This window comes from Hydrogenobaculum sp. 3684 (genome assembly GCF_000213785.1).
Classification (GTDB): Bacteria; Aquificota; Aquificia; order Aquificales; family Aquificaceae; genus Hydrogenobaculum.
Map to the genome: position 1 here is coordinate 1,426,934 of NC_015557.1, position 25,392 is coordinate 1,452,325.

General features: G+C 34.6%; 24 protein-coding genes. 7 read left to right on the forward strand and 17 right to left on the reverse strand.

The annotated features are described in order from the left end of the window. Positions 1-16: 16 nt before the first annotated feature. Entirely contained in the window at positions 17-2,785 is a 2,769-nt protein-coding gene (locus HYD3684_RS07595) for an AAA family ATPase (protein WP_015420073.1), read from the reverse strand. Positions 2,786-2,940: 155 nt separating this feature from the next. On the opposite strand from HYD3684_RS07595, the gene petA reads away from it, so the two are divergent. Genes petA through HYD3684_RS07610 form a run of 3 tightly spaced genes read left to right on the forward strand, consistent with a single transcriptional unit; the run spans position 2,941 to position 5,420 of the window. Next, positions 2,941-3,492, forward strand: a complete 552-nt coding sequence (gene petA, locus HYD3684_RS07600) for a ubiquinol-cytochrome c reductase iron-sulfur subunit (protein WP_015420074.1) — start codon at positions 2,941-2,943, stop codon at positions 3,490-3,492. Positions 3,493-3,510: 18 nt separating this feature from the next. Beyond that, positions 3,511-4,713, forward strand: coding sequence for a cytochrome bc complex cytochrome b subunit (locus HYD3684_RS07605; protein WP_015420075.1), 1,203 nt, complete (start codon positions 3,511-3,513; stop codon positions 4,711-4,713). Beyond that, the gene (locus HYD3684_RS07610) at positions 4,710-5,420 is read left to right on the forward strand and encodes a cytochrome c1 (RefSeq protein ID WP_015420076.1); all 711 of its coding nucleotides are present in this window, start codon (positions 4,710-4,712) and stop codon (positions 5,418-5,420) included. The genes HYD3684_RS07605 and HYD3684_RS07610 overlap by 4 nt, the downstream gene beginning before the upstream one ends. An 86-nt stretch (positions 5,421-5,506) precedes the next feature. Here the strand turns inward: HYD3684_RS07610 and alaS are convergent, their stop codons facing one another. The 5 genes from alaS to rfbA are packed head-to-tail and all read right to left on the reverse strand — an operon-like array spanning position 5,507 to position 11,375. Further along, on the reverse strand, positions 5,507-8,077 hold the full coding sequence (alaS, locus tag HYD3684_RS07615; RefSeq protein ID WP_015420077.1) for an alanine--tRNA ligase: 2,571 nt from the start codon (positions 8,075-8,077) through the stop codon (positions 5,507-5,509). Between the two features lie 31 nt (positions 8,078-8,108). Next, positions 8,109-8,936, reverse strand: a complete 828-nt coding sequence (gene rfbD, locus HYD3684_RS07620; protein ID WP_015420078.1) for a dTDP-4-dehydrorhamnose reductase — start codon at positions 8,934-8,936, stop codon at positions 8,109-8,111. Then, positions 8,933-9,925, reverse strand: coding sequence for a dTDP-glucose 4,6-dehydratase (gene rfbB, locus HYD3684_RS07625; protein ID WP_015420079.1), 993 nt, complete (start codon positions 9,923-9,925; stop codon positions 8,933-8,935). The genes rfbD and rfbB overlap by 4 nt, the downstream gene beginning before the upstream one ends. 3 nt (positions 9,926-9,928) lie before the next feature. Then, the gene (gene rfbC / locus HYD3684_RS07630) at positions 9,929-10,501 is read right to left on the reverse strand and encodes a dTDP-4-dehydrorhamnose 3,5-epimerase (protein WP_015420080.1); all 573 of its coding nucleotides are present in this window, start codon (positions 10,499-10,501) and stop codon (positions 9,929-9,931) included. Then, positions 10,491-11,375, reverse strand: a complete 885-nt coding sequence (gene rfbA, locus HYD3684_RS07635; protein ID WP_015420081.1) for a glucose-1-phosphate thymidylyltransferase RfbA — start codon at positions 11,373-11,375, stop codon at positions 10,491-10,493. Before rfbA ends, rfbC begins: the two co-directional genes overlap by 11 nt. Positions 11,376-11,411: 36 nt before the next feature. Between rfbA and HYD3684_RS07640 the strand changes: the two genes are divergently transcribed. Beyond that, positions 11,412-12,089 carry an ABC transporter ATP-binding protein gene (locus tag HYD3684_RS07640; RefSeq protein ID WP_015420082.1) on the forward strand — a complete coding sequence of 226 codons (678 nt, stop codon included), beginning with the start codon at positions 11,412-11,414 and terminating at the stop codon, positions 12,087-12,089. A 58-nt stretch (positions 12,090-12,147) separates the two neighbouring features. Continuing rightward, positions 12,148-14,424 (forward strand): cation-translocating P-type ATPase, encoded by a 2,277-nt coding sequence (locus HYD3684_RS07645; RefSeq protein WP_015420083.1) that lies wholly within the window; start codon positions 12,148-12,150, stop codon positions 14,422-14,424. A 3-nt stretch (positions 14,425-14,427) separates the two neighbouring features. On the opposite strand, the gene metF is transcribed toward HYD3684_RS07645, so the two are convergent. Then, positions 14,428-15,291 carry a methylenetetrahydrofolate reductase [NAD(P)H] gene (gene metF / locus HYD3684_RS07650; protein WP_015420084.1) on the reverse strand — a complete coding sequence of 288 codons (864 nt, stop codon included), beginning with the start codon at positions 15,289-15,291 and terminating at the stop codon, positions 14,428-14,430. Then, positions 15,288-15,932 (reverse strand): thiamine phosphate synthase, encoded by a 645-nt coding sequence (gene thiE / locus HYD3684_RS07655; protein WP_015420085.1) that lies wholly within the window; start codon positions 15,930-15,932, stop codon positions 15,288-15,290. The genes metF and thiE overlap by 4 nt, the downstream gene beginning before the upstream one ends. 60 nt (positions 15,933-15,992) lie before the next feature. Between thiE and HYD3684_RS07660 the strand changes: the two genes are divergently transcribed. Continuing rightward, entirely contained in the window at positions 15,993-16,862 is an 870-nt protein-coding gene (locus HYD3684_RS07660) for an LptF/LptG family permease (RefSeq protein ID WP_015420086.1), read from the forward strand. A gap of 3 nt (positions 16,863-16,865) precedes the next feature. Here the strand turns inward: HYD3684_RS07660 and flgF are convergent, their stop codons facing one another. Together flgF and HYD3684_RS07670 are read right to left on the reverse strand one after the other, a co-directional pair. Continuing rightward, a complete protein-coding gene (gene flgF, locus HYD3684_RS07665; RefSeq protein ID WP_015420087.1) occupies positions 16,866-17,627 on the reverse strand; it encodes a flagellar basal-body rod protein FlgF in 762 nt (253 codons plus the stop codon). Positions 17,628-17,630: 3 nt separating this feature from the next. Then, positions 17,631-19,235: a CTP synthase gene (locus HYD3684_RS07670; protein WP_015420088.1), complete on the reverse strand. Its 1,605-nt coding sequence runs from the start codon at positions 19,233-19,235 to the stop codon at positions 17,631-17,633. 63 nt (positions 19,236-19,298) lie between these two features. On the opposite strand from HYD3684_RS07670, the gene HYD3684_RS07675 reads away from it, so the two are divergent. Beyond that, the gene (locus tag HYD3684_RS07675; RefSeq protein WP_015420089.1) at positions 19,299-19,937 is read left to right on the forward strand and encodes a hypothetical protein; all 639 of its coding nucleotides are present in this window, start codon (positions 19,299-19,301) and stop codon (positions 19,935-19,937) included. Here HYD3684_RS07675 and HYD3684_RS07680 read toward each other — a convergent pair whose 3' ends face one another. The 7 genes from HYD3684_RS07680 to HYD3684_RS07710 are packed head-to-tail and all read right to left on the reverse strand — an operon-like array spanning position 19,938 to position 25,391. Then, positions 19,938-20,225, reverse strand: coding sequence for a hypothetical protein (locus tag HYD3684_RS07680; RefSeq protein WP_015420090.1), 288 nt, complete (start codon positions 20,223-20,225; stop codon positions 19,938-19,940). It abuts the gene before it with no gap. Continuing rightward, positions 20,222-21,457 (reverse strand): tRNA (N(6)-L-threonylcarbamoyladenosine(37)-C(2))-methylthiotransferase MtaB, encoded by a 1,236-nt coding sequence (mtaB, locus tag HYD3684_RS07685; protein WP_015420091.1) that lies wholly within the window; start codon positions 21,455-21,457, stop codon positions 20,222-20,224. Before mtaB ends, HYD3684_RS07680 begins: the two co-directional genes overlap by 4 nt. 12 nt (positions 21,458-21,469) lie before the next feature. Further along, positions 21,470-22,453 (reverse strand): GTP 3',8-cyclase MoaA, encoded by a 984-nt coding sequence (gene moaA / locus HYD3684_RS07690; protein WP_015420092.1) that lies wholly within the window; start codon positions 22,451-22,453, stop codon positions 21,470-21,472. Next, on the reverse strand, positions 22,422-22,841 hold the full coding sequence (locus tag HYD3684_RS07695; RefSeq protein ID WP_015420093.1) for a molybdenum cofactor biosynthesis protein MoaE: 420 nt from the start codon (positions 22,839-22,841) through the stop codon (positions 22,422-22,424). Before HYD3684_RS07695 ends, moaA begins: the two co-directional genes overlap by 32 nt. A 50-nt stretch (positions 22,842-22,891) precedes the next feature. Beyond that, positions 22,892-23,770, reverse strand: a complete 879-nt coding sequence (locus tag HYD3684_RS07700; protein WP_015420094.1) for a F0F1 ATP synthase subunit gamma — start codon at positions 23,768-23,770, stop codon at positions 22,892-22,894. Positions 23,771-23,802: 32 nt separating this feature from the next. Further along, entirely contained in the window at positions 23,803-24,717 is a 915-nt protein-coding gene (tilS, locus tag HYD3684_RS07705; protein WP_015420095.1) for a tRNA lysidine(34) synthetase TilS, read from the reverse strand. Further along, the gene (locus HYD3684_RS07710) at positions 24,717-25,391 is read right to left on the reverse strand and encodes a YggS family pyridoxal phosphate-dependent enzyme (RefSeq protein WP_015420096.1); all 675 of its coding nucleotides are present in this window, start codon (positions 25,389-25,391) and stop codon (positions 24,717-24,719) included. The genes tilS and HYD3684_RS07710 overlap by 1 nt, the downstream gene beginning before the upstream one ends. Position 25,392 lies beyond the last annotated feature (1 nt).

Sequence of the window (25,392 nt, forward strand, 5' to 3'; positions counted from 1 at the left end):
TGTCAATGATGTTTTGTTAAGTATCATCTATTAGCGTTTCTACGCTTTTTCTCTCAAAGAGATTTGAAACTTTTGGTAATATTGTAGATTTTACTACCTCTTTTACGTTGTCGCTTTCGTTTAGCTTTCTAGCGCATCTTATGGTATCTCTCATAGAAAAGACAAAATCTATGGCTTCTTCAGATTGTCCAGATTGATAATCTCTGTAGGCTCTTCTAATTGAGGATGCTATTTTTAAAAGCTCAAAAATTTTGTAGAGATTCCTTATGGTGATTTCAGATACGTTTATTGCTTTATCGTGGTTTATACCGTTTATTTTATCGTACCATAAGTATATGAAGTCTTCTTTTGTAAGACCTTCAAACCCCGCTACATAATCTTTTAATATAAGAGCTTCATCTGGATAATAAAAACCTTTCTCATCTTCAAAAGGTGGATAATCTATGTAAAGTATGTCTGCCCTTGATTTTATATCCTGAGGTAGCTCTGATACGCCCAAATAGTTTTGAGGGTTCATAGCTCCCACAAAAAGCACATTTTTTTCGGCTTTTACTATACTATCGTAAGATAAATACATATACCTTCTATAGTCAAACAAAGGGTTAAAAACTTTAACAAGCGACGTGGGTAGTGTGTTTATCTCATCAAAAAAGATTATGGCGTTTGGGGTTTCTAAAGCTTTTATAAGGTTTGATTTTGTCCTTTTTGTGCCTATTTTGGGGTCGTATTCGTATACAAACGTTATATCTTCTTTCTCCATTTTTGAATGACAAGGTATTATAAAAAGTGGTCTTCTGGTAAGGGCTGAGTAAACCTCTATAAGGAAGTTTTTACCTACACCGGCATCCCCTTCTATAATCACTATTCCTTCGTTGTATTTTAGTTGCTCATTTAGGGCTTTTGATAGCATTGCCAAATTTTGCACAAACCAAGGCGTGTCTTCAAAGCTCACGGTGGGATTTAAGATAGAGCTATCTTGATAGCCAAAAAGCCCATTTAATTTTGATAGATATCTTGCTATCCATTTTGGTTTATGCCTCATCTCATCTATAGTAAGGTAGTTGTTGTATCTTTTTGGTTCTCTGGTGATACCATCTTCTCTTACAAAAGAGACCTTTGAATAAAGTTTCTGTTCTATAACGAGCTTTTCTTCCAACTTTAGTTGCCATTTTAGTTTTTTTCTTATGTTTTGAGGTATCTCTACCTTTACATCCGCTATTTTTATCGTGTTGTTGTCTATTTCGATTTTGTACTTTTCTAACCTTCTACTTATTATAAACCTTTGTATTAGCTTGTTTAACCTATCAAAAGCCTCTGGCTGTATATCTCTTGGTAAACTTAAAAAAACCTCTCTTGCCCTTTTTACCTCTTCTAAAGACTCCGCTTCTATTTGGCTTGCTATAGAGTTTTTTGATATCGCTTGCTCTACTTCTTTAATATGTTTTTCTATAAGATTTTTAAGAGATTCTAAAGCTTCTTTTTGAAGTTTTTCAAAAGCCTCTTGATATCTTTCGTCTAAGTTTTTGCCAAACTCTTGAAGCTCTTCGTAAATTTTTGCGTTTATGTTTGGTATTTGGCTTTTAAAAGCCTCAAATTTTAACTCTATAATTTTTTGGTAAAGCTCTTCTTCAGCTTTTTCTATAAGCTCTCTTATATCTTTAAAAGGATAAGACATCAAGGTCTTAAGTTCTTTTAACTCTGGTATATCTTCTGTTTCGTTGTTGTTTAACCTTTTTTTGAAGTCTCTATAAAGCTTTTGAGCGTTTTTTCTTATAGCTTCTTGGCGTTCTTTTGAATAGTATAGATCAAGCAAATTTGTATCAAACTTTCTAAGGTAGTAAAGTTTGTTTTCCCTATCTACAAAAGATGTATATATAGAACCATCTGGAGATACTTTCACTACGGAGTATCCGCCGTCTTCTAATACTCCCATCTCTTGGCCAAGTTTCGTATCAAAAAATGTTAGTCTGTTTTCTTCCTTGTCGGCTATGAGTGCTATATGTTCATACACATCTATATCGTTTGGATTGCAAGAGAGTGGGTATCTAAAAACTTCTGTTTTTGTATCTACGTTGTATCCTATTAACTCGTTGCCTACCAGATATAAAATATCATCTTTAAAAGTAGCACAAGAAGATGGAATGCTTAGCTCCTGTAAAATGTTTCCGTTTACGTCGATAACAACCGTTTTTTTTGGACCAGAGACAATGATATTTCTATTTCTTAGGATTTTTATAAATTTTATTTGATCAAAATCCTGAAGTCTTATTATATTTTTTGGTTCTATGACACCTTTATCAAAATCAAGCTCTACTATTACCACCTGATTTGATAAGCTTCCGTATATGAGAAGACCGTTTGCTATATCTAAACCTCCGGCTGGTCTTAAACCCTCTTGGGTAAGTTTTATGCTTTTCCAAGATTTTGGATTGTATGGATCTATCATCTCATGCACTGAAACATAAGGCGGACTCGATATCGCAAGAAATTTATCTCTAAATACGATATTTACTACCGCTTGGGATGGTGGTCTTGCTGGAAGCCTTACCAAAGCCCCGTTGTATTTGTACAAACTAAAAAGCCCGTGTCTTCTACCTGCCAAAAACCAATAACCGTCTTCGGAGGTGGCCATTGTTTCTACCCAGTATTCTTCTATACGCGCATCTTTGTCTTGTTCTAAGTATCCAGGTGTAATTTCTATATCCTTTATGTATATTGATTGAGACTTAGTTTTTGGGTTTTCTTCTTTTGGTTTTCCTAAAAGCTTTTCCAATATACCTTTCATAGCATAATAAATTTATAAAAAAAAGCAATTGATGTTATAACTTTAGCTTTAATGATTATAAGAATTTCTTTATATAAGAAAATCCTAATATAAGTTATATTTAAAAATGTATGTTTTGTGGTATACTGTATTTAGATTTATAGGAGGTACTTATTATGGAAGCATCAAGACGCGATTTTATGCAGTACGTTGTAGGTGCCTTTGGCGCTGTGGCTGCTGTTGGAGCTGCCTATCCTATTCTAAAAAGTTTAGGACCAAGTGCAGCGTCGGCGCTTCAGTCAAAAGTGGATTACGACGTATCTCAGTTAAAACCGATGGATGTGAGGGTCACATCGTGGAAAGGTTTTCCGGTGTTTGTTATGATGTTGCCAACACCTTTTAACTGGAATGGTCCAGTAAAAAACGACAAATACAAAAACCACAACAGGGACATACTTGGCAACCACAACGTTTACGCTATCATAGCCAAATGCACTCACCTTGGCTGTATTCCTCTATGGAAACCAGATGGTGATCCTGCTATGAATCCTTCCAACATTCCAGTATTTCATTGTCCATGTCATGGTAGCATATACACTCCTTGGGGAGACAACATATCTGGTCCAGCGCCATTACCTCTTGGTATACCACCACAAGCTTTAAACGGCAATACGCTTGAGATAGGTACTCCAGGCTTTGTTAAGAAGTTCTGGAATCCGTATGCTTGATAAAAAGGAGGAATAGGAATGGGTCTTGCTAAATTTATTGAAGAAAGAACACATTTGAGTGAAATATTTCAGTCCCAGATGGTGGACTACAAAGTCCCAAAAAACCTCACGTTTCCATATGCTTTTGGCGTATTGGCGATAATCGCTTTTACTGTGCAAATATTATCTGGAATGATACTTCTGATGTACTATAAACCTTATGATACACTTGCCTTTGATAGTGCCGCTCTTTTCATATGGAAAGTTATACCATACGGATGGTTATTTAGAAGTATACACGCTGCTGGGGCAAACTTTTTCTTAGCGGTTATATATCTTCACATGTTTACCGGCATATATTACAACGCTTACAAGAAGCCAAGAGAGCTTGTTTGGGTAATGGGATTTATAATATATTTCTTGCTTCTTCTTACCGCTCTTACTGGTTATGTCTTGCCTTGGGGCCAGCTTTCTTACTGGGCTACAGAGGTTACGGTTGAAATACCAGGTGCTATTCCAGGTGTAATAGGTGAGACCATATCTCTTCTTATGAGAGGTGGTTATACCCTTGGAAACATAGCTTTAGGTAGATTTTTTGCCCTTCATGTTTTGATACTTCCTCTTATACTTCTTGGTGTAGTTAGCATACACCTATTCTTAGTAAGAGCTGCTGGTATATCAAACCCAGACGGTAAACCATACGATAAGAAAAAAGAAGGTGTGCCTTTCCATCCTTACGTTACTCTAAAAGAAGGTGCTATAGCAATGTTTTATCTTGCTCTGTTCTTCTTCTTCGTATTCTTCTACATGAAAGAATTCTTACCAGCCACAAACTGGGAACCAGCAAACCCACTCCAAACCCCAGCTGAAATAGCCCCAGAATGGTACCTAAAAGGTTATTACGCCATATTTAGATCTATACCTAACAAATTTGTTGGTTTTGTAACCTTCAACTTGGTTTTAGCTCTTTTACTTATTTTACCTTGGCTTGATTTTTCTCCTATTAGAAGCGCCAGAAGAAGACCTCTTTTCTTTATAATGTATATTGTATTTATATTTGCTGGTGCTGGTCTTACAATAATAGGTACACTTCCAGCCACACCTCAAGTAGCTAAAGTTGGTTTATTCTTCACAGCTCTATTGTTCTTGTTCTTTATATCTTTGCCTATTATATCATTTATAGAGCTTGGTTATGCTAAAGCTAAAGGTGAAGTAGATTATGCTAAAGGGGGTGAACAATGAGTTTAGGCAATATCCTTAAGACAATATTCTTTACTGTATTTGTAGTGGGCTTTTTCTTCATCATATGGGTAAAAAATCCTTTTGTTCAAGAACAAGAGTATCCACTCCCAACAAAATACAGAGCCATGATTTACAGCGATAATCCTCAGATAATAGCTGCTGGTCGTCAGATAGTCACCCAACAATGTGCCGCTTGCCATTCTTTAAGATACGACGGTGTGTATCCTTTATCTGTAAAATCAGATCCAAATTATCCAATGATCATAAAACAATTTGCAAAACCTATACCTTCAGATAGTCTTTTGGCACCGTTCCATCAAAAAACCAAAGGTTTTGCAATGTATCTACCACAAGATGTCTACGATGCTGCTTTTGCGTCTGAACTTCATACCCTTAAAACCCAGTTTGGTAAAGTTCCACCAGACTTGTCTACTATGTACCTTGCAAGAGGATCGGCGTACTTGTTTAATTGGGTTCAAAACCCCGGTCAAATCATTCCAGGTACTGCAATGCCAGCTATATTGCACGGCCAACCGAAAGAAGCTGCTGAAGTTGTGGCTTATCTAAGAGCTGTGGATACACCCACACCAGCTGAACAAACAAGACGCTTTGAAATGGGCGTAGTAACGCTTGCTTTCCTAATACTCTTTGGTATAGCAATTTACATACGCAGAGGTAGGCTCTTAGATAAAATGGGCTTACATTGATACCAATTACCCTCCCTTTTGGGAGGGTTTATATAAAATTTTTATTAAAATCTTAAAAACTTTATAATTCTTTATCTTTGATATAGTTATTTGCTTAAAATGCTTTTCAATACTTCTAAAGCACTGTTAAACGTTTCTATCTTTTGAACCCCTCCTTGGGCTAAATCTTCTCTACCGCCGCCAGACCCTTCCATTGGTTTTGCTACATCTTTTATAATAGCTTTCATATCGTAGTTTAAATCTTTTGATCTAGCTATGAGTATACTCTTTTTTGGGCTTTTGGAAACTAAAAACACCACCGTGTTTGGATGGTGTCTATAGGAATCTGCTATCTCTCTAAGATTGTCCAAAGAAGCTTCTTCCAATATACCCCAGTATAGTTTTATACCGTTTATTTGTTCTAGGTTTACAGAGGATTTAGCTTCTAAGCGTACCAATTTAGATTTCAACGTTTGGATGTGGTTATCTTTTTCTTTCAGTTCTTCTTTTAAAGCTGTTAGCCTTTCTAAAAGGTTTTGCTTGTTGGCACCTATTTCTTGGTATATGGCTTTTAAGAGATTGCTATCTTCATAGGCTTCTCTTACAGCTTTTCTACCAGCCTTTGCAATTATGCGTCTTATACCTGCTCCTACGGATGATTCTGATATTATTTTAAAATAACCTATATCCCCGGTTCTTTTTACGTGGGTTCCACCGCAAAGCTCTTTAGAGAAATCTCCAGCGCTTATTACCCTTACTACATCACCGTATTTTTCTTCAAATATTGCTATAGCTCCAGTTTTTATAGCCTCTTGGTATGGAAGCTCTTTTACAAATACTTCTTCATTTTTCATAATCTCTTCGTTTATCATCGCTTCCAAAGCTTCTAACTCTTCTGGTTTTAGGCTTCTATAAAATGTAAAATCAAACCTTAAAAACTCATCTCCCACGTAAGAACCAGCCTGTCTTACAGATTCACCAAACATATTTCTCAAAGCTGCATGCAAAAGATGTGTAGAGGTGTGATGTCTTTTTATATCCTCTCTTCTTTCTTTATCTATTTTTGCAAGTACGCCTGCGCCTACTCTTAGCCTTCCCTTTATTAGTTTTCCTATATGGGCTATTACTCCATCCGTTGGGGTTTTGGTATCGTTTACTATAAAAAGTGCTTCGCTGTTTTCCAGTATACCGCTGTCTCCTATTTGACCGCCTTTTTCTGGATAAAAAGGTGTTTTATCAAGGATGATGATACCATCTTCTTGCTCTTTTAGCTCTTCTGTTATTTTACCATCTTTTATTATGAAAAGGGCTTTTGCTTGTTCTTCGGTGTGTGTGTATCCTGTGAAGATTGATCTTGCCTTGTCTTTTATGCTAAGGTATACCTCATCCACCTTTTCTTCACTTTTGAAGTGTTTTCTCGATTCTTCTTTTTGTTTTTCTAAAAGCTCATAAAAACCTTTCATATCAAGGGTCATACCTTTTTCATGGGCCATCTCTTGAAGTATATCTAAAGGAAATCCGTAGGTATCGTAAGCTTTAAAGATAAAATCCCCACTTATAACGTTTGACTTGTTCTCAGCTATATATCTATCAAAAAGCTCCAAAGAGTTTTGCAATGTTTCTAAAAATCTCGATTCTTCAGCTTTTATTATATTTTTAACAAATTCTTTGCTCATTTCAAGCTCTGGATATGCGTTTTTTAACGTATCTACCACCACATCTACGCTTTTGTATAAAAACTCTTCTTTTATACCTATCTTATAACCAAATCTTACGGCTCTTCTTAAGACTTTTCTTATTACATAGCCTCTTCCTTCGTTGGAAGGTATAATACCCTCAGATATGGCTACGGTGCAAGCTCTTGAATGATCGGCTATAACCCTCATGGCAATATCAGTTTCTTCATCGGTTTTGTAGCGTTTAGAAGAAAGATCTTCTACAAAATGTATAATAGGCATTATAATATCTATCTCAAAGTTTGAGTCTTTGCCCTGCATCACAGAGGCTATTCTTTCGAGCCCCATACCAGTGTCTATAGAGGGTTTGGCTAAGGGTTCCATATGTCCGGATTCATCTTTGTTAAACTGCATAAAAACGAGGTTCCAGATTTCTAAGTATCTTTCATCTTGAGAATATTTTTCTCCCCTATCTATGTAGATTTCAGAAGAATATCCGCAAGGACCAGTCTCTCCCATTTGCCAAAAGTTATCTTCATCCCCCATACGCCATATCTTATCCTCTGGCACTTTTACCATATCTTTCCATATGTCGTAAGCTTCTTGATCGTTTTGATGGACGCTTACATATATCTTATCTTTTGGTAGTCTCAAAACCTCTGTAACAAACTCCCAAGCGTAAAGTATGGCCTCTTTCTTAAAGTAATCTCCGAAGGAAAAGTTTCCAAGCATTTCAAAAAACGTATGGTGTCTTGTGGTTCTTCCTACGCTTTCAAGGTCGTTGTGCTTGCCTGATACTCTGAAACACTTTTGACAAGAGGTAGCTCTTTTGTAAGGTAAACTTTCAAGCCCTAAGAATACATTTTTAAAAGGTACCATACCAGCATTGACAAATAGAAGCGTAGGATCGCTTTTAGGCACAATAGAAGCACTTTTCACAACGGTATGCCCTTTATTTTCAAAAAAAGATAAAAACTTTTCCCTTATTTCGTCTGTTTTCATACATCTATTTTACCAATGTTTTAATCTCTGGTCAATAAAACCTTTTTAATAAGTCATTCCACTCTTCAAAGTTTTCATTTAAATCTTTTTGGATTTTACTTGAATCTAGGGCTGAAAAATCTGGCCTTCTCGCTGGTAAGTTAAATACTTCTTTGCTTACCGGTATTATGATTTTCTTTATGCCGTAAACCTTTAAAATTAACTTTGCCCATTCGTAACGAGAAGCGTAGCCGTTTGGGACAAGATGATATAGACCGCTTAAGTTTTTGTCTATAGCTTTTAGAGTTTTTTCTACCAAAAAGTCTGCAGGCGTTGGTACAGAAAACTCATCTATCGCTATTTTTAAAATATCGTTATTTTTAGCCCAGTTTAAAAGCTTATAAACAAAGTTTTGTGTACCATCCCCATATACCCAGCTTGTCCTAAATATCAAACATTTTTCCAACCCCTCTTCTAAAGTCCATATTTCACCTGAGAGTTTACTTTTACCGTATTCGTTGATGGGGTTTGGCGTATCTTCTTCTTTGTATAGTCCTTCTTTTGTACCATCAAACACGTAATCTGTTGAGTATGTTATAAAGTAAGCGTTGTATTGTTTGGAAAGGTAAGCTAAGTTTTTTACTCCATAGGCGTTTGTTTTGTAAGCACTTGGAAAATCTGTCTCGGCTTTATCTACAAGGTTATAAGCACTACAGTTTAATACTATATCTGGTCTATAAGAATCAAAGATCTCTTTTAATCTGTCAAAATCTGATATATCGCAATCTTCTTTATCAAGCCCCAAAATATCTTCATTTTGAAGTGCATTTAAAAACGCTTTTCCCAGCTGTCCATTTTTACCAAGTATAAGGTATTTCATACGCTATATACCTTATCCCAATACTCTTTTAGGTATTTGAGTTTTTTCTCTACCCATGCCATATTTTCTATATACCATTTTACAGTTTTTTCTATACCTTCTTCAAATGTAGTTTTTGCTTCCCAGCCAAGCTCATTTTTTATCTTTGTAGTATCTAAAGAATATCTAAAATCATGTCCTGGTCTATCCTTTACAAACTCTATAAGATCTTCATTTTTATGTAAAAGTTTTAATATAGTTTTTACCACATCTATGTTTCTTCGTTCTTGATTGCTACCTACGTTGTAAATCTCACCAATTTTGCCTTTTTCCATTATCTCAAATATAGCATCAGCACAATCTGAGACATAAAGCCACTCTCTTACATTCTGCCCAGTGCCATATACAGGTATCTTTTCGTTGTTTAGGGCCTTTAAGATGACAACAGGTATAAGCTTTTCTGGATATTGCCAAGGACCGTAGTTGTTGGAGGGTCTAACGGTTATAACTGGAAGCTTGTAGGTTTTATAGTAAGCTCTTCCAAGCATATCAGCAGCTGCTTTTGATGAAGAGTAAGGGGAGTTTGGAACAAGGAGTGAATCTTCTTTGAACGTTCCCTCTTGCCCAAGTTCTCCATAAACCTCATCTGTGGCTATGTTGATAAACTTATCAACACCTATATCTTTTGCTACATCAAGAAGCACTTGTGTGCCTTCTACATTTGTCTTTATAAAAGGGCTTGCATCCAATATACTTCTATCCACATGGGATTCTGCTGCAAAATGAACTACAACCTTTGGCTTTTCAGTTTTAAAAATATGCTCTATAAACTCTTTGTTGGTAATATCTGCTTTGTAGAATGTTATATTCTCTTCTACTTCTTTTAGTCTTTCCAAATCCCCAGCATAGGTTAGCTTGTCCACCACAACAATATCATATCCTCTTTTTACGCCTTCTCTTACAAACTCACTGCCTATAAAACCAGCTCCACCTGTTACAAGTAATTTCAAAATTTATCCTCCGTATAAAAAGTTGTTGTCTGCTTGTTCTAGTGTTGGTAGATTTTTATCTTTATCAGATAAAATAACCTCTTTTATATGTTCTAAAGGCCATTTTATGTTTATGGTTTTATCGTTCCATATTATACCTTTGTCGTGTTCTTTTGAATACTCGGCCCCAGATACTTTGTATATTACTTCAGCTTCTTCTGAAAGGGTCAAAAATCCATGGGCAAAGCCCTTTGGTATAAAAAGCATCAGTTTGTTTTCTTCTGAGAGCTCATATCCTACCCATTTGCCGTAAGTGGGACTATTTTTTCTTATATCTACTGCCACATCAAATATTTTACCCTTTATACATCTTACAAGCTTTCCTTGAGCTTCTGGTTCTTTTTGATAATGAAGGCCCCTTAATACTCCTTTTACAGATTTTGAATGATTATCTTGGATAAAGACATCTGTTATACCGTTTTCCTCAAACTCAGATTTTTTATAGCTTTCTAAGAAAAACCCTCTTTCGTCTTCAAAGACCTTTGGCTTTATCAGTATCACCTCTTTTATATCTGTTTTTATAAACTCAAAAGGCATGATCTTGGACTATCTCCATTAAGTATTTTCCGTAATCTGTTTTTCTTAAATTGTGTGCTAATTCTAAAAGTTTCTCTTTTGTGATCCATCCGTTGTTGTAAGCTATCTCTTCTATACATCCTACCATAAGACCAGTACGCTTTTCTATTGTTGATATAAATTCAGAGGCTTCCATAAAACTATCGTGGGTTCCAGCATCAAACCAAGCAAAACCCCTTCCCAGTATATAGGCGTATAGCTTATTAGCTTTCAAATAAACTTCGTTTACAGATGTAATCTCAAGCTCTCCTCTATGAGAAGGCTTTATATCTTTTGCTATATAAACTGCATCTTTATCGTATACATACATACCAACCACTGCATAATTGGATTTTGGATGCTTTGGTTTTTCCTCTAAAGAGATCACCTTACCATCTTCTGATATTTCTGCTATACCAAAGCGCTCTGGGTCTTTTACGTGATAGCAAAATATAGATGCCCCGTTTTCTTTTAAAACCCTTTCTTTTGCCAAACTTACAATCTTGGGCAAATCATGTCCAAAGAATATGTTATCTCCCAAAAGATAAAGCACATAATCATCTTTTATAAAATCTTTTGCAAGAATAAGCCCTTCTGCTAAGCCCCTTGGTTTTTCTTGAATAATATAAGTTATATTTATACCAATATGAGACCCATCTTTTAACAAGAGTTTAAAACTCTCCAAATCTTGTGGGTTTACCACAATGGCTATATCCCTTATACCAAGAAGCATCACCAACGACAGCGGATAATATATCATAGGTTTGTTGTATATAGGCAAAAGATGCTTGTTTAACACTTCTGTAGTGGGGTATAGTCTTGTACCAGAACCCCCTGCCAGTATAACAGCTTTCATATTGATTTATTTTATTATATAATATACTTAGTTTTTATGCTTTTAAAAGTAGAAAATTTAAACGTATTTTATAAAAATAAACATATTTTAAAAGATGTTAGTTTTGATATAGAAGAAAATGAGATATTTTCTATAGTGGGAGAATCTGGTTCTGGTAAATCCACCATTGCAAAAGCTATAATGGGACTTATTGATTATAACGGGCTTATAGAGTATAAGGGTAAGGATATATTTATGATATTTCAAGACCCAGGCAATTATTTGGATCCTCTTTTTAACATATATTCACAGATAAAGATGGTAAAAGAGGCTGTAAAAGAAAGCTCTGGTATGGATATAGATAAGGCTATAAACCTTGTGGGGCTTAATGTAGATGAGCTAAAGAAAAAATATCCCCATCAGCTTTCAGGGGGTCAAAAGCAGAGGGTAATGATAGCAATGTCTTTGGCAAGGGGCTCTTCCTTGGTGATAGCCGATGAGCCCACAACTTCTTTAGATGTTTTGATACAAAAAGACGTTTTGTGCGCTTTTAAGAACATGAAAGCTTATTTTAGTTCAATCATTATAACCCACGATATAGATGTGGTTTATTATATAGCGGATAGGGTGATGGTGTTAAAAGATGGTATAGTGCAAGAGATCTCTAAAAAAGATGATTTTTTTAAAAGCCCAAAAAGCGAATATGGTAAAAAATTGCTAGAGAGTTTTTATTGATTTTAACATTTAAATATCTTGCTTGATTTATCATTGATTTGTTGATAGATTGGTAAATATGAGAAAAGTGTTCAAAATAAGTGGGATGACCTGTGTAAACTGCCAAAGGACTATACAGATAGGTCTTAAAAAAACAAAAGGTGTAGAAGATGTTGATGTATCTTTGGTTTTAGAAAGGGCTATAGTGAGCTTTGATGAAAATATTTTATCAAAAGAAGATATCGTTAAAAAAATAAAAGAGCTTGGATACGAGGCCCAAGTAGTAGAAGAGTCTGGTGTTTTAAACCTATACCTTGATAAAGTAGATTGCTCCACTGACTCTTGTGCTTTACTTACAAAAGAGGATTTAGAATCCTTAAATGGTGTAAAAAAGGCAGTTTTAGACAATATAAAACAAACCCTTTATATAGAATACGATAAAGATATTATTTCCTCTGAAGATATAATGGCTTTCATAAGATCAAAAGGGTATGAAGCCTCTATTTTAGAACTTGACAGATCAAAAGAGATAGCTCTAAAAATAGCTTTTGGTATAGCATCGGGTATTCTTATAATGGCTCTTAACTACAGCTCTATAGCCTACAAAGATTATATAGAGATGGTTTTAGCAATAGCTGTTCAGTTTTACACTGCCAAAGATTTTTACAAAGGGGCTATCGCTTCTTTAAAAGCCAAAACTGGTAATATGGATCTTTTGGTGGCTTTAGGAAGCTTTGTATCTATAGTGTATAGTTCTTTTGTGGTATTTGGGCTTTTAAAAGGAAACACATTTTTTGAAACACCCACTTTTTTGGTATCTTTTGTCTTAATAGGAAAGCTCATAGAGTATAGACTAAAGAAAAAAGCAAGCGCCTATCTTAAAAATCTTACATCTTTAAACCTAAGAAGTGCAAGGGTTTTGAAAGGTACTGAGGAGCTGATTGTGGATTCTTACTCTTTAAAAGAGGGGGATATTGTTTTATTTAAAGCTGGAGACAGGGTATCTTTGGATATTGTGGTAAAAGAAGGAAGTGCTTATATAGATACATCTTTTATAAATGGGGAGTTTGAGCCTGTTTTTGTAAAAGAAGGAGATAACGTAATATCTGGTTCTTTGGTAAAAAGCGGTTATATAAAAGGAGTTGTGGTAAATATAGCTGAAAAATCTTTTATAAATGAGCTTGTAAGAGCTTCAAATTTAAGCCTTGAGAAAAAACCAAACATACAAAGAATATCCGATAAGGTCTCTTCTTACTTTGTACAGGCTATTATCTTAATATCTTCTTTTGTGTTTGTAATATGGAAAATAATAGGTGTACCCACAGAAGAGGCTTTAAACTACTCTGTATCTACCCTTGTGATATCGTGTCCTTGCGCTATGGGTATAGCGGTGCCTATATCTGTTATGGTGGCAGTTTCTATGGCTTTTAAGAATGGTATTTTGATAAAAAACGCCGCTTCTTTAGAAACCCTTTACAAAGCCGATACTTTTGTGCTAGATAAAACTGGTACTTTAACAGAAGGCACCTTTAAAGTTGTAAAAGAGGATATAAAAGAGGATAAGGAAAAAGTATGCTCTTTGATAAAACATGCTGAAAGGTTTTCAAACCATCCGATAGGAAAAGCCCTTTATGAACACTGTAAAGATTACAATATGGACATAAATTTAACGTGTGAAGAGATAAAAGGTTTTGGTATAAAGTGTGAAGATATTTATATAACAGATGTTTCTTTTTGGGATAAAGATATAAACAAAAAAGCTATAGGTATAGGCACAAAAGAAAGTCTCATGGGCATTTTTTATCTTGAAGATGCTATAAGCCCATACGCTAAAGATTTTATTAAAAGCTTAAAACAAAGAAAAAAGCAAATCATACTTTGTTCTGGAGATACCGAACAAAATGTCAAATATATAGCAGATACTCTTGGTATAGAGCACTACTTTGCCTCTATGAGCCCTACCGATAAATCAAATCTTATAAAACGATTAAAAGATGAAAATCATATAGTCTGTATGGTGGGAGATGGTATAAACGATGCAAAGGCTATGGCGCTTTCTGATGTTGGTATAGCTGTATCAAAAGCCTTAGATGCTGCTAAAGTAAGTACAGATATTGTAGTATCAAGTGGTGGTCTTGAAAAAATAATATATCTTTTAGACCTTACGGATAAATTTATGAAAAACGTAAAGCAAAACCTCTTTTGGGCTTTTGGTTACAATGCTGTTATGATACCCTCTGCCGCTGGTATTTTTTCTAAATACGGCATTTACATAGAACCTCAGTTTGCTGGGCTTTTGATGGGGCTTTCGTCTGTGAGCGTAGTGTTAAACGCTATGAGGCTTTCAAAAGCTTAAAGGTTATAGTTTTATGGCTTTTAATATTTGAAGTGTGGCTTTTGATTTGTTTAGTGTGTAAAAGTGAATATGTTTTACGCCGTTTTTTATGAGATCTTCGCATTGATTTATAGCTATTTCAACACCTTTTTTTACTACATCTTCTTCGTTTAGGTTTTCCAACGCATCTGTGATATAAGAGGGAATTGTGGCACCGCACATGCTTGCAAACTTAGATATTTGTTTTATGTTAGTAATAGGCATAATCCCAGGTATTATGGGTATATCTATGTTTGCCTTGTGGCATAGGTCTAAAAATTCATAGTAATAACTGTTGTCAAAAAACATCTGGGTAATGGCAAAGCTTGCTCCTTTTTCTACCTTTTGTTTAAAATATTTTATTTCCCATTCCATGTTAGGAGATTCTGGATGTCCTTCCGGGTAAGCTGCCACTCCTATGCAAAAACTATCATCAAAATATGTCTTTATAAGATCTATAAGCTCTGATGCATGAGAGCAGCCTCTTTTTTCACCGTTTTTTGGTATATCACCTCTTAAAGCCAATATGTTGTCTATGTTATTTTCTTTGTAAAAGCCCAATATACTCATAAGTTCATCTTTTGTATGAGATATGCACGTAAGATGAGCCATTATATTTAAACCAAGAGAGTTTTTTAACTCAAGCACCGTTTCTTTTGTGTATTCTATGGGTGGTTTTTGGGATACGGAGTTGCCACTTGCTCCATGGGTTACCGATACAAAGTTTGGTTCGAAAACCTTTAATTCTTTTGCAGTTTCTAAAAGAGCTTCTTTATCTTTTTGGCTTTTAGGGGGAAAAAATTCAAAAGATACCCCCTTTTTATTCTTAAGAAGCTCTATTATTTTCATATTTGCATACTTAAGCTTTCTTTGTACATTTGCTTAAAATCAGATGCTGCTCTTTTTACATCTTCAAAACCAAGTATCGCAGATACCACCGCCACTCCTTTTACTTTGCACTTTAACACATCTTTTAGATTGTAGTGTGTTATACCTCCTATTGCTATAATAGGTATAGATGTGATATTTGTTGCTTTGCAAAGGGCTTCAAGTCCTACGTATTTGTAATCTTTTTTGGTCTTTGTATGGAAAACAGAGCCAAACCCTATATAGTCTATTGGCATCGTCATAGCATCTTTTAGCTGTTCTAAATTGTTTACCGAATATCCTACTATCATATCCTCTGGTATTATTTTTCTACAAACATCTGGTGGTAAGTCCTCTTGTCCTACATGCACTCCATCGGCTTTTACAGCTATGGCCAAATCTACCCTGTCGTTTACTATAAGGGCTACTTTGTTTTGTTTGGTGATATCTCTTAATACCAAAAGCTCTTCGTACATTTTTCTAGAAGGCTTGTTTTTAAACCTATACTGCACAGCTGTTACACCGCCTTCTATGGCCTGCTCTATCGTTCTTACAACGTCTCTATCCACAAAAAAAGCGTCATCCGTTACAAGGTATATGCTAAAGTTAAAATCCTTAAACATAGCATTATTATACTATAGTCATTAGATTGTGGCAAGCTTATATGCTAAAATAGTTATTTTATGAGAATTTTTTTGTTTTTCCTCAAAGGTTTGCTTGTAAACGTGTATTTTTACACCATGGTTATATGTTTTATATTTTTTTCCATAGAATCTTTTTCTTTGGTTTATGTGCTTAGTTATGTTAATGGTTTAACCGCTTTGGGGTTTTTAGCCTCTTGGTTTTCTTATTATTTTATATACTTTTTACCTCTTGGTGTTATTATAAGCGTTTTTTCTTTTTTTTATAAGCTTTTTAGCCAAAATAAAATACAAGCTTTTTATATATTTGGGGTAAGTCCTTTTTATATATTAAGGCAAAGCCTTTATGTAGTGGCTATACCTCTTTTCTTGGGGTTTTTGTTTTCATTTTTTATTACAAACGAAGATATCACTTACGCTAAAAACTATCTTATGGAAGAGTTTGCCAAAAGAGTTATAGAAGCAATACCTCCAAAGACCTTTGAACATGTAGGGGATTATGCAGTTTATTTTGACAACAAATCAAAGGATTCCTTTGAAAATATGTTTGTATCCCAAAACGGCAAATACATATATATGAAAAAAGCCTACTATAAAGATGGCATTCTTTATGCAAAAGACGGCGAGGTAGTATCGGAAGAGAATTCAAAAGACTACGTAGTAGATTTTAAAAGCCTCAAAATACAGATTTATAAACTAACATCTTCTACTATCTCTAGAAAAATCGTTAAAAAAGATATACTTTTTGATATATTAAATATTTTACTAACACCTTTTTTTGTCTTGTTGGGATTTTACTTCATATCAAACATAAAAATGTCTTCTGGTATTTTTTATACGTTTTTGGCTTTTTTTATAATAATCCATGAAGCCATAATAACCGTTATAAAAACCTTTATCTTAAAATCCTAAAAACTAACCGAAGTTATTTGAGACTTTAGACTGCGTGGTTTCTAGGCCTTTCACAAGGTTTCCATAGACTTGATAGGCTTTTGAAAGGTCGATAAGCTGTACCATTTCCCTTACTGGATTTACGTTGGAGCCTTCCAAAGCCCCTTGTATGAGAGTAGATGTGGTGTCTGGGGTGGCGTTTTGGGCTGTGTAAAGGTCGTTACCAGCTTTTTCTGGGTTTGTGAGGTCCACTAAGCCTATGGTACCTACTTGAGAAGGTGTTTCGTTGGTGCCTTGGGTGGTAATAAACACGTTTCCTTGGGGTGAAATATGTATAGATGTGGCAATAGGTGGTATTTGGATGGGTTGGTTTTTGGGTCCCAATACCTTCATACCGTAATGGTTTACGAGATAACCATTTTTATCCAGCTGAAAATCTCCTCTTCTTTGATAAAATATTTCACCTTTATCGTTCATAACTTTGAAAAAACCTTTGCCGTTTATGGCTAAATCAAGGGGATTGTCGGTTTTCTTTATAGGTCCTTCTGTGTAGTTTGTGTATATCTTTTCCATAATAGTATATACATAGTTGTTGGAAGGGTTATCTGGGGCGTTGCCAGGTTCTTTGGTGGCATCTGGTGTATAGTAGGCTAAAGCTGATAGAAAATCTTTTTTAAAACCAGGTGTATCTGCATTGGCTATGTTGTTGGCCACTACATCTAGTCTTCTTTGTTCTAAACTCATTCCGCTGGCAAGTACATACATCGGTTGATAATCCAAAGCCATATCTTAACTCCTTTCGTTCTTATAAATATATGCGTTTTCTATAAAAGATGCAAACAATTTATGAGCTTTGAAGGGCTTACTTTTAAACTCCGGATGAAACTGACATCCTATATACCATCTATGGCTTTGAAGCTCTAATATCTCCACCAAAGATTTTTTAGGGTATATGCCAGAAGCTATAAAACCATGTTTTTCAAAATCTTCTTTGTATTTGTTGTTGAATTCGTATCTATGTCTATGTCTTTCGTATATGAGGTTTTCTTTGTAAATCTCATAAGCTTTTGTGTTTTCTTTTATAAGGCATTCGTAAGCTCCAAGTCTCATAGTCCCGCCCAAGTTTTCTATGCCCTTTTGCTCTTCCATTATATCTATAACAGGGTTTGATGTATTTGGATCAAACTCCGTGGAATTTGCATCTTTAAAGCCTAAAACGTTTCTGGCAAACTCCACAGCCATAAGCTGCATACCAAGACATATACCAAATGTTGGTATGTTTTTAGTTCTGCCGTAATTAAGCGCTTTTATCTTTCCCTCTATTCCCCTTTCGCCAAAACCCCCTGGAATCAAAATACCATCTACATGTTCTAAATCTTTTTCATTTAAATTTTCAGAATCAATCCAAATCATATTTACTTTTAACTTATGTTCAATGCCCCCATGTATAAGAGCTTCTATAAGACTTTTGTAAGCATCTTTTAATTTTATATACTTCCCCACGATGGCTATATCTATAGAATCTTTTAGATGTTCTAAGCTTGATACTATGTTTTCCCACTTTGTAAGATTTGGTTCTTTGTTTTCTAATCTAAAAGCATCAATAATGATTTTGTCTAAGTTTTGAGCTTTTAAAATAAGAGGTATTTTATAGATGTAATCTACATCGTAGGCAGATATTACATTCTCTGGTTTTACGTTGCAAAACATCGCTATTTTTGATTTTACATCTTGAGGAAGCTCTACTTCGGAGCGGCATATTATGATATCTGGTTGTATACCTATTGCCCTTAATTCTTTTACAGAGTGTTGGGTTGGTTTTGTTTTTAACTCACCTGCCACAGATATGTAGGGGACATAGGTTAAGTGTATGAAAAGTGTGTTTTCTTTTCCAAGTTCAAGCTGAAGCTGCCTTATAGCCTCTAAAAACGGTAAACTCTCTATATCTCCAACGGTGCCACCTATTTCCACTATAGCTATATCTTTGTCTTTTGATGCTTTTAGTATCATAGATTTTATTTCGTCGGTTACGTGGGGTATAACCTGTACCGTAGAACCAAGGTATACGCCTTTTCTTTCTTTTTCCAAAACGCTGTTGTATATTTTGCCAGCGGTTATGTTGTTTAGTTTAGATAAGTTTGTATTGGTAAATCTTTCGTAATGTCCAAGATCAAGGTCTGTTTCGGCACCATCTTCTGTTACAAATACCTCGCCGTGTTGATATGGGTTCATGGTCCCAGGGTCTACATTTAAATAAGGATCTAACTTTTGAAGGGTTATATTAAGCCCCAAACCTTCAAGCAAAGCTCCAATAGAAGCTGAAGCCACACCTTTACCAAGAGAAGATAAAACACCACCTGTAACAAAGATAAATTTGCTATTTGAAACGTGCATTCTTTATTATATCATGCTATTTAGTTTGAGAAATTGCTATAATAAATTGCTATAATAAAATTTATGAAAACTTTTAAACTTTTAATATTTATTTTTGGTTTTTGTGCGTTGTCTTATGCTTATCCAGATATAAAGATTATGATAAAAGATAGTAAAAGTATTATGCCTAGCGTTTATAAGCTTGATATAGAGATAAATTATAGCGCCCAAAATAGTGCTGATGTGATAGCCTACCTTGGCAAAGTCGATCATTTGATTAGAGGTTTAAATATATCTTACAAAGGCGGTAGTTTTAGGATTTTAAAAAACTGCTTTTATTCTAAAAACAAATATGTATGTGAGGGTTATAAAGGTATAAACGATTATAGTTTTTATATGAAAAATCCTGAAAACCAAACAAAAATATTAAACGCTTTAAAGGGTATAAACTATGAGATAACGTATACTGGTTTTATAGTACCAAAAAAAGATATAGATGCTACAAAGAACTATCTTATAAAGGATTTGGCCAAAAAATCCATGGTTTACGCCTCAAACTTTTCTAAGATTTTTCAAAAAGAGTGTTTTGTGAAAAGCATTTCTTATGCCCAAAACCATCCGGTGCTACCGATGAGATTTGCTATGGCAAAGGCTTTACCAACACCTGTAAAATCTGAAGAACATATAAGTATGCAGGCTTTTGTGGATATATCTTGTAGATAGTTATTTAGAAATAGCCTCTTCTGGTACGTTTGGTAGATATACGATATCTCCTTTGTCTGTCAGAGCGAATTTATCTTGAAACTTATCTTTATAGCCTTTTTCGTTGTTTATAAAACGCTCTAAGGTTTTTGGCTCGTTGTGGGCTCTCATAATATACTCTTTGGTGGTACCATTTGAAAAGGTTATCAAAACTTTAAGGCAGTAAAACTTAGAATTTTCGCCGTCTTTACAGCGCTCTATCTTTGCATCTAAGGGCTCTACCTTTACACTTCTTGCCACTATCTTCATAAGCGTATCATTATTATATCATTTATTTTTTCAAATTTATCTATATTTAAGTCTTTTGGGGTTAGTTCTATATAGTTTTCTGTAAGGGCTTTGTCAGGGGATATGGTGATGGCTCTTAGGGTTTTACCTTTCATAGATGCTCTAAAGCGTTCCCTTTTTTCTTGATCAAGGTTATGAAGAAGTTTTGAGCGCTCTTTTTTGGTGTTTGAATCTACTTTTGGTGTTAGTCTTTGGGCTTTCGTAAGGGGTCTATCTGAATATGTGAATATATGAAGGTAAGCAAAAGGAAAATCTTTTAAAAAATTGTAGGTGATATTGAAATCTTCTTGGTTTTCTGTGGGAAAACCTACTATTATATCTGTACCAATGGCACTTATTGGTCTTTTTTTTATTATAAAATTTACCACTTCTTCATACTCTTTTAGCGTGTATTCTCTTCTCATAGCTTTTAATAGCCTATCGCTGGCGCTTTGAAGAGAAAGATGAAAATGAGGCATAATATTTGGCTCTTCTGTTATAAGCTCTAAAAGCTTTTTATCTGTTTTAATCTCATTTACATTCATAGAAGAAAGCCTTATAAATATTGGTATTTTTAAAAGTTTTTTTAAAAGCTTATAAAGTGAAGTGCCTTTATCGTGTCCATATTGGCTTAGCTGTGTACCGGTAAGGACTACCTCTTTGTAGCCTTTTTCATATAGGTTTTGTACGCTTTTGATAACAAGCTCTTCATCTACGCTTCTTGATTTACCTCTGGCAAAAGGTATTATACAAAAACTGCAAAAACTGTTACATCCTTCTTGGATTTTCAAAAAAGGCCTGTGGTTTTCAAATATAATATCCTCTTGAAAGGTTATATCGTTTTGTCTAAAGATATTATCTACGTAAGAGAGTTTTTGTTTTGTGTCCAAATGGTTTTTTATAGCTTCTAATATATCTGTTCTATTGGCGTTTCCAAGTACTATATCCACTTCTTTTAGTTTTTCCAAAGCCTCTTTTTGAGTTTGGGCATAGCAGCCTGTAGCTATTACTATAGCGTTTGGGTTTTCTTTTTTGGCCTGGTAAATGGCTTGTCTTGAGCTTCTATCCGCTTGAGAGGTAACGCTGCAGGTGTTTATTATATAAATATCTGGTATTTCTGATTTTTCATAACCATGTTTTAAAAGCCAAGAGCTTATGAAGTCCCCATCAAACTGATTCATCCTACAGCCTAAGTTTATAATTTTAAATTTCATCAGCTACCTATTTTATCCACCTATTGATGTCATAGCTCTGTTGCAATCCAAAAAGCTATAATCGTTGTTTATAATGTATTCGTTGGATATATTTTTTTGTCTTATGATATCTGGCATTAGTTTTCTAAAAGCCTCTAAACCCTCTTCTCTTATAATCTTTTTTATATTTATACCGCTGTTGGTTCTAAGGCAATACATGATAGTACCCTCTGGAGTGAGCCTTAGCTTTGAACATCCATCGCAAAAAGGGCTTGATATTGGACTTATAAAACCCACTTCTGTGTTTATAGACTCTATTAGAAACCTTTTGGCGCTTTTAGAACCATCTGGAGGTAGTGCCGTTAATTTTCCGTAGGTCTTTTCTAAAAGCTTAAAAACCTCATCATTGTAAAATATCTTTGATCTATTGAAAAAATCAAGCTTTCCCACTGGCATTAGCTCTATAAACCTTATCCTTGCCCTTACACCCTTTGCAAATTCCACAAGGGGTATTATTTCAGAGTCGTTGAAATTCCTTATCAAAACTGTATTTAATTTTATGTTAAAACCTAAAGCTGAAGCCTCATAAATGCCTTCTAAAACGGGTTTTATATCGCTTTTGGTGACATGTTTAAATTTATTTTCATCTAGTGTATCTAAGCTTATATTTATAGTATCAAGACCAGCTTCTTTTAGAAGTTTTGCATAATCTTTTAGATATGTGCCGTTGGTGGTCATTGAAATAGATTCTAAGTTTGTGGCTTTTAATAAAGATACAAGATTCCACACTTGAGGTCTTACGAGGGGTTCTCCACCTGTAATTCTTACTTTTTTAAGTCCAAAATCCTTCATTACAAGCACTATATCTCTTATCTCTTCGTAAGATAGCATATCTTTGTGGGATATATAATCTATATTGATAGGTCTACAGTAAGAGCATTTCATATTGCATTTGTCGGTGATAGATATCCGAAGATATGTTATTTCATGCACCCATGACCCATTTTGAGCTTCCATCTTTGAAAACCTCCTTTTTCCATATGGGTGCTTCTTTTTTTACCTCATCCACTATAAACCTTGAACCTTTGTAAACCTCATCTCGGTGAGATCCAAGCACCAGCACAAAAAAAGACACCTCTCCTACTTTTACACTACCTATCTTATGATAGATATAGGCATCTATAAGAGAAAAATCCTTTATGGCTTTTAATCTTATATCGTGAAAAATTTTTAAAGCCATGGGTTCATGGGCTTCATAGAAAAGCTCTACGATGTCCCCGTCTTCTTTTGAAGCTCTTGCTATACCAAGAAACGTCAAAGAGGCCCCTACTTCTTTTGGGACAGCTCTTAGTATATCTTCTTCCCTAGCTATAAACTCTACACCTATAGATACCTTAGGAATCATCAAATTTTAATATACTTAAAAGCTTGTAAACTTCTATGCAATATATTAGCTTAATCCATAGCTTCTGCTGCTGTTACTATGTCTATTAGCTCTGCGGTGATAGATTCTTGGCGAGCTTTGTTAAATATAAGAGTCCATTTTTTGATAAGATCAGATGCGTTTCTGGTGGCATTGTCCATGGCTACCATACGAGCAAAGTGTTCTGCAGCGTTTGATTCTAACATAGCCCTGTAAAGTTGGTAGTTCATGTATATGTTTATAATGCTATCGAGTATATCCGTTTCGTTACCTTCTATGTTGTATACTGTATTTTGGTCCAATGGACGCTCTTGTATATTTATATCTTCTTCCCTTATTGGTAAAAACCTTCTTTCTTTTGGGGCGTATGTGGCTTTTGTTATCATTTCGTTGTTAAAAAGCACGATAAGATCTGTTTCTTCGTCTTTGTATCTTGATATAAGTTTAGCTCCAAGCTCTTTTACTATATCAAAGTTTATTTCTTTTTTAAATACATCTTGATAGGAGCTAACTATGTTGTATTTTCTTTTTGAATAGTACTGATAGGCCTTTCTTCCTACTATGTGGAGATTTACGTTTTGGTTTTGACAAGATTTTATATAGCTATCCACTTTCTTAAATAGGTTTGTGTTGAAAGCCCCAGCCAAACCTCTGTCTGCACTTATTATTATAAGATCTACAGTCTTTAACTCTCTTCTTTTAAAAAGCGGATGAGAATATGTATCTATATGGGCAAAAAGGTGTGCCATTATTTCATACAATTTATCTGAGTATGGTCTTGCTTTGAATATAGCCTCTTGGGCTTTTCTTAGCTTAGCGGCAGAAACCACCTTCATGGCGTTTGTAATACGCATCGTATTTTTTATACCAGCAATCTTACTCTTTATATCCCTTGGTGATAATTTTGGCATAAGTATTCCACCTCTTAAAAGTTTAATGTATATTATATCATTCTTAGTGTTATTTTGCCATTTTTTACTTCCAATATCTTATTTTTAGATAGTCTTATTTGTTTAGCGTTTTCCAAAAGCTTTAAAACCAATTCTGTTTTCTGGAACGTTTTTGTGCCAAAGGTTTTTCTTACAATGCGTCTTTGTATAGCTCTTGGCTCTTGTTTTAGGCTTTTAACATCAAAAACATCTATATTTTTTATAACATGCTCTGTATAATCTTCCAAAAAAGCCTCTTCATCTTGAAGGATTATAGACTCTTGGAGTACTGTAGATAAAAAATTTGGGTTTATCTTTTTTAAAATGGGTATTACTTTGTGCCTTATGAGGTTTCTTGATATAGTCTCATCGTAGTTTGTATAATCTTCTTTCCAATTCAAGTGTTGCTCTTTTGCAAAAGCTCTAATCTCATCTTTTGTGGCGGTGATAAGTGGTCTTATTATATTTTCTTTATAAGCCTTAAAACCAGATAGACCTTTTAGTCCTCCTCCTCTTACAAACCAAAGTATCATTGTTTCTGCCAAATCATCAAGATGATGGGCTGTAGCTATCTTATTGTAGCCTTCTTTTTTTGAAGTTTTTTGTAGAAACTCATAGCGCTTTTTACGGGCGTTTTCTTCTATATTGCCTTTTAAAGATTTTATATCAAATCTCTCTACATATATAGGTATTTTTAGGCTTTTAGCAAAATCTATACAAAAAGCCTCATCTTCATCAGCATCTTCTCTTAAATGGTGGTTAAAATGAGCCAGTCCAATCTCAATACCAAGAACGTCTTTTAGCTTAAAAAGAAGATAAGATAGCACCACAGAATCTACACCACCAGAAAAACCAATGAGTATTTTATCGCCTTTTTCTATCAGATTAAAAAGATTGTTGGCTTCAAAAATCTTTCTTGCAAGGTTCATTATGTGTATTGTCTTTGGCCAAAGAGATATGTGCCTATTCTTACTATTGTGGCACCTTCTTCTATAGCTACTTCAAAATCATGGGACATGCCCATAGATAGTTCAGGTAGTTTTATATTAAATGTCTTTTCTAAATCTTCTTTTAAGTTTCTTAACTTTGCAAAAAAAGGACGTACTTTTTCTGTATCTTCAAAATAAGGTGGTATACACATAAGCCCTTTTAAGTTTATGTTTGGTTTTGAAAGCGTGTACTCTGTTAGCTCTTTAAGGTGATTTTCTTCTACACCAGATTTTGAACTCTCTTGTCCTACGTTTACTTCTATAAGAATATCAATATGCTCCATTCGTTTTGAAATCTCATCCACAAGGGCTTTTCTATCCACTGAGTGTATAAGTTTTACTTTATTTTTTAAATATTTTACCTTGTTGGTTTGAAGCGCTCCTATAAAATGCCATTCTATATCAAGATCTTTTAAAGCTTCGTATTTTCTTAAAAACTCTTGGACTTTGTTTTCTCCAAAAAGCCTAATACCAAGGCTGTAAGCTTCTTTTAAAACATCCTCAGGTACCGTTTTTGTAACAGCCAAAAGCTTTATGTCTTCTTTTTTCCTATGCGCTTTCAAAGCAGTTTTTTCTATCTTGGTATAAACCTCTTCAATACGCTCTTTTAGCATA